6 protein-coding genes are annotated in these 6,386 nt (G+C 70.7%); 2 read left to right on the forward strand and 4 right to left on the reverse strand.

Annotated elements, in window-relative coordinates:
- The 3 genes from AC30N0_RS09290 to AC30N0_RS09300 form a co-directional block, all read right to left on the reverse strand.
- On the reverse strand, positions 1-2,392 hold a 2,392-nt coding region (locus tag AC30N0_RS09290), incomplete at its 3' end, for a sensor histidine kinase (protein ID WP_489517641.1).
- Positions 2,389-3,426: an NADP-dependent oxidoreductase gene (locus AC30N0_RS09295; protein ID WP_489517642.1), complete on the reverse strand. Its 1,038-nt coding sequence runs from the start codon at positions 3,424-3,426 to the stop codon at positions 2,389-2,391. The genes AC30N0_RS09295 and AC30N0_RS09290, both read right to left, overlap by 4 nt.
- 101 nt (positions 3,427-3,527) lie before the next feature.
- Positions 3,528-3,743, reverse strand: a complete 216-nt coding sequence (locus AC30N0_RS09300; protein WP_489517643.1) for a cold-shock protein — start codon at positions 3,741-3,743, stop codon at positions 3,528-3,530.
- Between the two features lie 197 nt (positions 3,744-3,940).
- Here AC30N0_RS09300 and AC30N0_RS09305 point away from each other — a divergent pair, with 197 nt between their 5' ends.
- Together AC30N0_RS09305 and AC30N0_RS09310 are read left to right on the forward strand one after the other, a co-directional pair.
- A complete protein-coding gene (locus AC30N0_RS09305; protein ID WP_489517644.1) occupies positions 3,941-4,423 on the forward strand; it encodes a cupin domain-containing protein in 483 nt (160 codons plus the stop codon).
- Positions 4,424-4,448: 25 nt separating this feature from the next.
- The gene (locus AC30N0_RS09310; protein WP_489517645.1) at positions 4,449-5,453 is read left to right on the forward strand and encodes an LLM class flavin-dependent oxidoreductase; all 1,005 of its coding nucleotides are present in this window, start codon (positions 4,449-4,451) and stop codon (positions 5,451-5,453) included.
- On the opposite strand, the gene AC30N0_RS09315 is transcribed toward AC30N0_RS09310, so the two are convergent.
- A partial coding sequence (locus AC30N0_RS09315) for a DUF418 domain-containing protein (protein ID WP_489517646.1) occupies positions 5,428-6,386 on the reverse strand: 959 nt, incomplete at its 5' end. The genes AC30N0_RS09310 and AC30N0_RS09315 overlap by 26 nt on opposite strands.

The following is a 6,386-nucleotide window of genomic DNA, read 5'->3' on the forward strand; positions in this document are numbered from 1 at the left end:
CGGCGCTCGTCTCGACGACGACGCTCCCGCCGGGCCGGTTGTACTTGATGGCGTTGGAGACGAGGTTGATCAGGACCTGGCGCAGGCGGGTCGGGTCGGCCAGTGCAGTGCCCTCGGCGCGGCCGGTCTCGAGGCTCACGCCATGCTGGGTCGCGAGCGAGTGCAGCAGGGCCAGGGACTGGTGCACCAGCTGGCCGAGCTCGACCGGACGCAGCGTCAGCCGCAGTTCGCCCGACTCGAGGGCCGAGAGGTCGAGCACGTCGTTGATCAGCGAGAGCAGGTGGTCGCCTGCTGCGTGGATGTGCTCCAGCTTCGAGAGGTGCTCCTCCTGGCCGGCCTGTCTCGCTTCGATCTGCAGCAGCTGCGTGAAGCCGAGCACCGCGTTCAAGGGCGTGCGCAACTCGTGGCTCATCCGCGACAGGAATTGCGACTTGGCCTGGATGCCGCGCTCGGCGAGCGCTGCCTGCTCCTGGACCAGGGCAGCGTTCTTGTTCTCGGAGATGTCCCAGTCGACGCCGACGCGCCGCGATGGCTGGCCGCGCTCGTCGAAGACGATGGCCGAGCGCGAGGCCAGCCAGCGGTAGCCGAGGTCGGGCAGGCGGACCCTGAACTCGAAGGCCGTCGAAAGGCCCGCCGCGGCAGCCGCGGCAAGGCCGTCGCGGACGCGCGGCGCGTCGTCGGGGTGGATCGTGGCCAGGCGCTCGTCGAGCGACGGCGGCACGCCCGCCGGCTCCAGGCCGCGCAGCCGGAACATCTGCTCGTCCCAGTACTCCTGCGCGCCGTCGAAGCCCGCCTCCCAGGTGCCAATGCCGGCATGGTGGGTGATGAGGGCGGCCCGCTGGCTGGCGGTGCGCAGGGCGGCGATGGCCTCGTGCTGCTCGGTGACGTCGAGCGCCACGCCGAGCAGGCGGCGGCGGTCGCTGCGCGTGCGGTCGAGGTCCGCGCGGATCACGGTCCAGCGGATGCCGTCGTCGCGCCGCAGGGTCCGGAACTCGACCTCGAGCAGCCCCTCGCCCTCGTGCAGGTACGCATGCATGAGCGTGCCGACGCGCGACCGGTCGTCGGCGTGCACCGACTCGTTCAGCCACGTCGACAGCGAGGCCGGGACCGTCGTGTGGCGGTCGAAGAGCGCGAACATCTGCGGGTTCCACTCGCTCTCCGGCGGCTCGAGCGTCAGGGTCCAGATGCCGACGCGTGCCGCGCGAGACGCGGCGTCGAAGCGGCGGGCCAGCTCCTCCTTCTGGCGCATCTCCTCGACGCGTTCCGTCATGTCGAGCGCCACGCCGAGGAAGGCGATCGGTTCGCCCGTGCTGCTCCGTTCGACGACGCGCCGGGTCAGCACGTAGCGCCAGCTCCCGTCGGCGCGGCGGTAACGAGCCTCCATGTCGGTGGGCAGGTTCGACTGCAGGGCCCGCTCCGCGGAGGCGATGACGAGCGGTATGTCGTCCGGGTGGATGAGGGAGCGGACCTCCTCGATCGTGAAGCCTTCGGGGCGAGGCGCCAGCCCGAGCACCTCGAAGGCGCGGTCGTTGTAGACCATGCGCTGGGTGCGCAGGTCGTGCCGCCAGATCGCGATCTTGCCGAGCTCGACGGCCATCTGCAGCTGTGCGCTGGCGTCGACGAGCGCGCGTGCCGCTTCGTAGGCCTCGGTGTCGTCCATCATGATGCCGAGCGCGCGGTCAGGAACGCCGTGCACGCCGGTCTTCACTTCCCACTGCGAATGGATCCAGCGCGTCCGCCCGTCGGGATGGACCACGCGGTAGCGCTGCGAGTAGCGGCCGGCCCGGCGGATCGATTCCGCGTACTTCATGCGCGAGCGGTCTTCCGGATGGATGCGCTCCAGGGCCTGGGCGTGCGAGGGCGTCCCCCCGGCCGGGTCGAGGCCCCAGTAGCGAAACGCGTGCTCGTCCCAGTGGCCTTCGCCGGTCGCGATCGTCCGTTCCCAGATGCCGATGCGGCCGAACTCCTGGGCCGTCGCGAGCAGCTCGCGCTGGCGTTCCGCCTGCTCGGCCAGCAGGTGGGTCCTCGTCACGTCGACGAGCACCCAGACGATGTTCGCGCCGACGATCCTGCGGCGCGCCTCGACCCACAGGGGCGATCCGTCGCGGCTGCGCAGTTCGAGCTCCTCGAGGTCGGCCTGGGGGGACGCGAGCAGCTTGGCCAGGGCCAGGCGCGAGTTCGTGCCGGCCGGCCCGGACGGGGCGAAGTTGAGCAGCGAGAGCGCCAGCGTGCCAGCGACGAACCCGGTGGCCTGGGCGAAGCGCGCGTTGGTCCAGGCGATCGTGCCGATCGCATCGGTGAGCACGAGCAGGTCGCGGCTTTCCTCCAGGAATGCCTGGAGCAAGGGCGGCGGCAGGGCGGCCTGGTCCGGGTCCGGCGCCGGGTTCGTCACGCCTCCGTGACCTGGAGCACGAGCTTGCCGAAGTTGTCGCCGCGGAACAGCCTGAGCAGCGCTTCTGGAAAGGTGTCGATGCCGACGACCACGTCCTCGCGGCTCTTCATCCGCCCGTCGCGCAGATGGCCGGCCAGCTCGGCGATGGCCAGCGGGTAGCGCTCGGCATAGTCGAACACGACCATGCCCTCCATGCGGGCCCGGTTGACGAGCAGCGAGAGGTAGTTGGCAGGACCTTTCACCGGCTCGGTGTTGTTGTACTGGCTGATCGCGCCGCAGATGACGATGCGTGCGTGCCGGTTGATCCGCGTCAGCACCGTGTCGAGGATCTCGCCGCCGACGTTGTCGAAGTAGATGTCGACGCCCTTCGGGCAGTGCGCCTTCACGCCGTCCTTGAGGGCACCGGCCTTGTAGTCGATGCAGGCATCGAAGCCGAGCTCGCGCACGACCCAGTCGCACTTGGCGGGCCCGCCGGCAATGCCGACGACACGGCAGCCGTGGATGCGGGCCAGCTGGCCGACGGTCTGTCCGACGGCGCCCGCGGCACCGGAGACGACCACCGTCTCGCCGGGCTTCGGCTGGCCGACGTCCAGGAGCCCGAAGTAGGCGGTCATGCCGGGCATGCCGAGCACGTTGAGCCACTGCGTCATCGTCCCGAGGCCGAGATCGACCGGAGCGAGCGCGCCGCGGGCGAGCTGGTCCGCGGTAAAGAGCGCGTACTCCTGGACGCCGAGCAGCCCGCTCACCGAGTCGCCCACCGCGAATCTCGGATTCTCCGAAGCCACCACGCGGCCGATGCCGCCTGCGCGCATGACCTCGTCGATGCCGACCGGCGCGATGTAGCTGCGGCCCTCGTTCATCCAGCCGCGCATCGCGGGGTCGAGCGAGAGCGCCAGCGTCTGGACGAGGACGCCGCCGGTCTCGGGCCCGGCGACCGGCTCGGCCGTGAAGCTCCAGTCGGAGCGGACGGGCATGCCCACCGGTCGGCGCGCCAGGCGGACCTGGTGGTTGGTGATTGCGGCGAGGGATGTCATGGCGGCCTCTCGGGACAGGCACCGATGCTACGCGGGCGCGCCGGACGAAAAAAAGCCGCGGTCGGGCCGCGGCTTGCTTTCGGGCTCGCGCCCGAAGGTCTTTACAGCACGCGGATGTTCGCGGCCTGCAGGCCCTTCTGGCCCTGCTTGACTTCGAATTCGACGCGCTGGTTCTCGGTCAGGGTCTTGAAGCCCGTGCCGGTGATGTCGCGGAAGTGGGCGAAGAGGTCAGCGCCGCCCGCGTCTTGCGCGATGAAGCCGAAGCCCTTGCTTTCGTTGAACCACTTCACGGTACCGGTCTGGGTCGGGGTCGTCATAAAAATATCCTGTCTATGCATTGAAATGAATGCGCAGCAACATGCGGCGCATGCAGCGACACTCAAGAACCGATCAGGGGGATTCGAAGCGGCCCGCCGCGAGGACCGCGGGGGTAGAACCAATCACGAACTGTCTTGCGTATAACTGTGCCGCTAATGTACACGACCTCGGCCCTTTTCGCCCTACCGGAGCGCCCATGACCTCAGACACTGCAGCCCCGAGCGACGAGCCCTGGAAGCACGACGGCGTGCGCGTCGTCCCGGGCGACCGTCTCGACCCGAACACCGCACAGACACCCGGCATGGACCGCAAGGCGGCGATCAACTTCGCCCGCGTCGGCGCGCAGAAGCTGTGGGCCGGCACGGTGCACATCCACGCCGACGCGAAGACAGGCGCGCATCACCACGGCCCGCTCGAGAGCGTGATCTATGTCGTCAGGGGCCGCGCCCGCATGCGCTGGGGCAACGCGCTCGAGTTCACTGCCGAGGCCGGGCCCGGCGACTTCATCTACGTGCCCCCGTACGTGCCGCACCAGGAGATCAATGCCAGCCCGACCGAGACGCTCGAGTGCGTGCTGGTGCGCAGCGACGGCGAGGCCGTCGCCGTGAACCTCGACATCGAGCCGGTCGAGAAGCCCGAGCTCGTGCGCGGGATCGATCCCACGCATCCGCAGGGGTGAGCGCGTTGCTGCTGCAATCGACGTGGTGAAGCTCTCCGTCCTCGATCAGTCCGTCTCGCTCGCCGGCAGCAGCGAGGACGCGGCGATCCGCGACACGCTGTCGCTCGCCGAGCACTGCGAGCAGCTCGGCTATTCGCGCTTCTGGCTCAGCGAGCACCACGGCCTGCCGACGATCGTCGGCAGCGCGCCCGAGATCCTGATGGCGGCGATCGCGGCGCGCACGTCGACGATCCGCATCGGCAGCGCCGGCGTGATGCTGCCGCACTACAGCGCGCTCAAGGTGGCCGAGCAGTTCCGCGTCCTCGAGGCGCTGGCGCCGGGGCGCATCGATCTCGGCGTCGGCCGCGCGCCGGGCGGCGACACGCGCACGGCGCGGGCGCTCAACCCCAACGCCGTGCACGCCGCCGACCATTTCCCGGAGCAGGTGCGCGACCTGCACGCCTGGACCCACGCCGGCACGCATGCCGGCATCACGGCCCACCCGCTCGGCCCGCACGCGCCCGAGATCTGGATCCTCGGCAGCTCCGACTACGGCGCGCAGCTCGCCGCCCACTTCGGCCTGCCTTACGCCTTCGCCTACTTCTTCACCGACGGCGTCGGCGCCGAGCAGGCGATGGCGCTCTACCGCCGCCTCTACCAGCCGAGCGAACGGCACCCGCAGGCGCAGGCGACGCTGTGCATCTGGGCCCTGGCCGCCGGCTCCGACGAGGAAGCCGAGCACCTGGCGCTGTCGCGCGACCGCTGGCGCATCGACCGCGGCCGCGGCGTGCTCGGGCCCTTGCAGGCGCCCGACGACATCGCCGCGCGCGGCTTCGACGCGGCCGAGGCGCAGAGCCTCGCGGGGATGCGGGCGCGCGCCTTCGTCGGCTCCGCAGCCAAGGTCGCCGAGCGGATCGTCGCCCTGGCCGAGGCGTTCCGGCTGGACGAGGTCGTGATCAACACCTGGGCCCACGACCCGGCCGTGCGCCGTCGCTCCTACGCCCTGATCGCTGCCGAGTTCGACCTCACAAGGCCCGCCGGCCGTAGGTGAGAAGACGCCACAGGTGCTCGACCGGGCCGTGGCGGAAGCGGGCGAGCCAGGCCGAGCTCAGCGGCAGCTGCACGGCGAAGAACAGGGCCAGCGCGAGCAGGGTCTGGAATGCAGGACCGGTGCGGCCCCACAGGCCCAGGCCCCAGCCGTAGAAGACGGCGCTGGCGAGCAGCGTCTGCAGCAGGTAGTTGCTGAGCGGCATGCGGCCGGCCGTGGCGAACGGCAGCAGCCAGCGCGGTGCACGGGGGGCGGCAGCGGCGAGGCGGAGCACGGTCACGGCATAGAAGGCAGCCAGGGCGGCCCGCCCGAGGGTGCGCGCCAATGAGGCGGTGAAGCTGCCGCCGGTTTCGCCGCTGGCGACCGAGGCGACGATCTCGACCACGGCGGCCGCGACGACGAGGCCAAGCAGGCCCCGCTGCATGCGGCGCATCTCGGCGCCGCACTCCGCCAGCTCCGTCACCCAGCCGCGACGGCCGACCAGCAGGCCGGCCAGGATGCCGGTGGCCATCTGCACGTAAAAGGCGGCGTAGCTGAAGAGGCCGAGCGGCGAGCCGTAGCTCCAGGCGAAGACCCGCGCCGTCTCGCGCACGGCATCGAGGAAGGTGCCGTGCCCGAAAGCGGCGGCGTTCGTCAGCTCGAAGTCCTGGTACTCGAAGGCGGCGAGGGTCTCCATCTCGAAGGAGAACAGCAGGGCGCGCAGGAGGTCGGCGCTTGCCGGATAGAGCAGGCACAGGCCGAGCAGCGCGAGGACGGCGCGGTCGGGAAGATCGCGCAGGGCGAGCAGGGCAAAGCCCAGGATCGCGTAGACGACCAGCACGTCGCCCGGCCACAGGAAAACGACATGGACCAGGCCGATGCCGAGCAGGGCAGCGAGGCGACGCGCGTAGAGCACGACCCCGCGCCTCGGCGACGCCGTCGGCATCGCGCCGGGAC

The sequence above is a fragment of the Rhizobacter sp. genome, assembly GCF_031412495.1.
Lineage (GTDB): Bacteria > Pseudomonadota > Gammaproteobacteria > Burkholderiales > Burkholderiaceae_C > Schlegelella_A.

What these genes read in the sequence shown, in the direction of transcription:
- AC30N0_RS09305 (WP_489517644.1), top strand. Translation starts at nt 3,941, where the DNA reads ATGACCTCAGACACTGCAGCCCCGAGCGACGAGCCCTGGAAGCACGAC.
- AC30N0_RS09300 (WP_489517643.1), bottom strand. Translation starts at nt 3,743, where the DNA reads ATGACGACCCCGACCCAGACCGGTACCGTGAAGTGGTTCAACGAAAGC.
- AC30N0_RS09295 (WP_489517642.1), bottom strand. Translation starts at nt 3,426, where the DNA reads ATGACATCCCTCGCCGCAATCACCAACCACCAGGTCCGCCTGGCGCGC.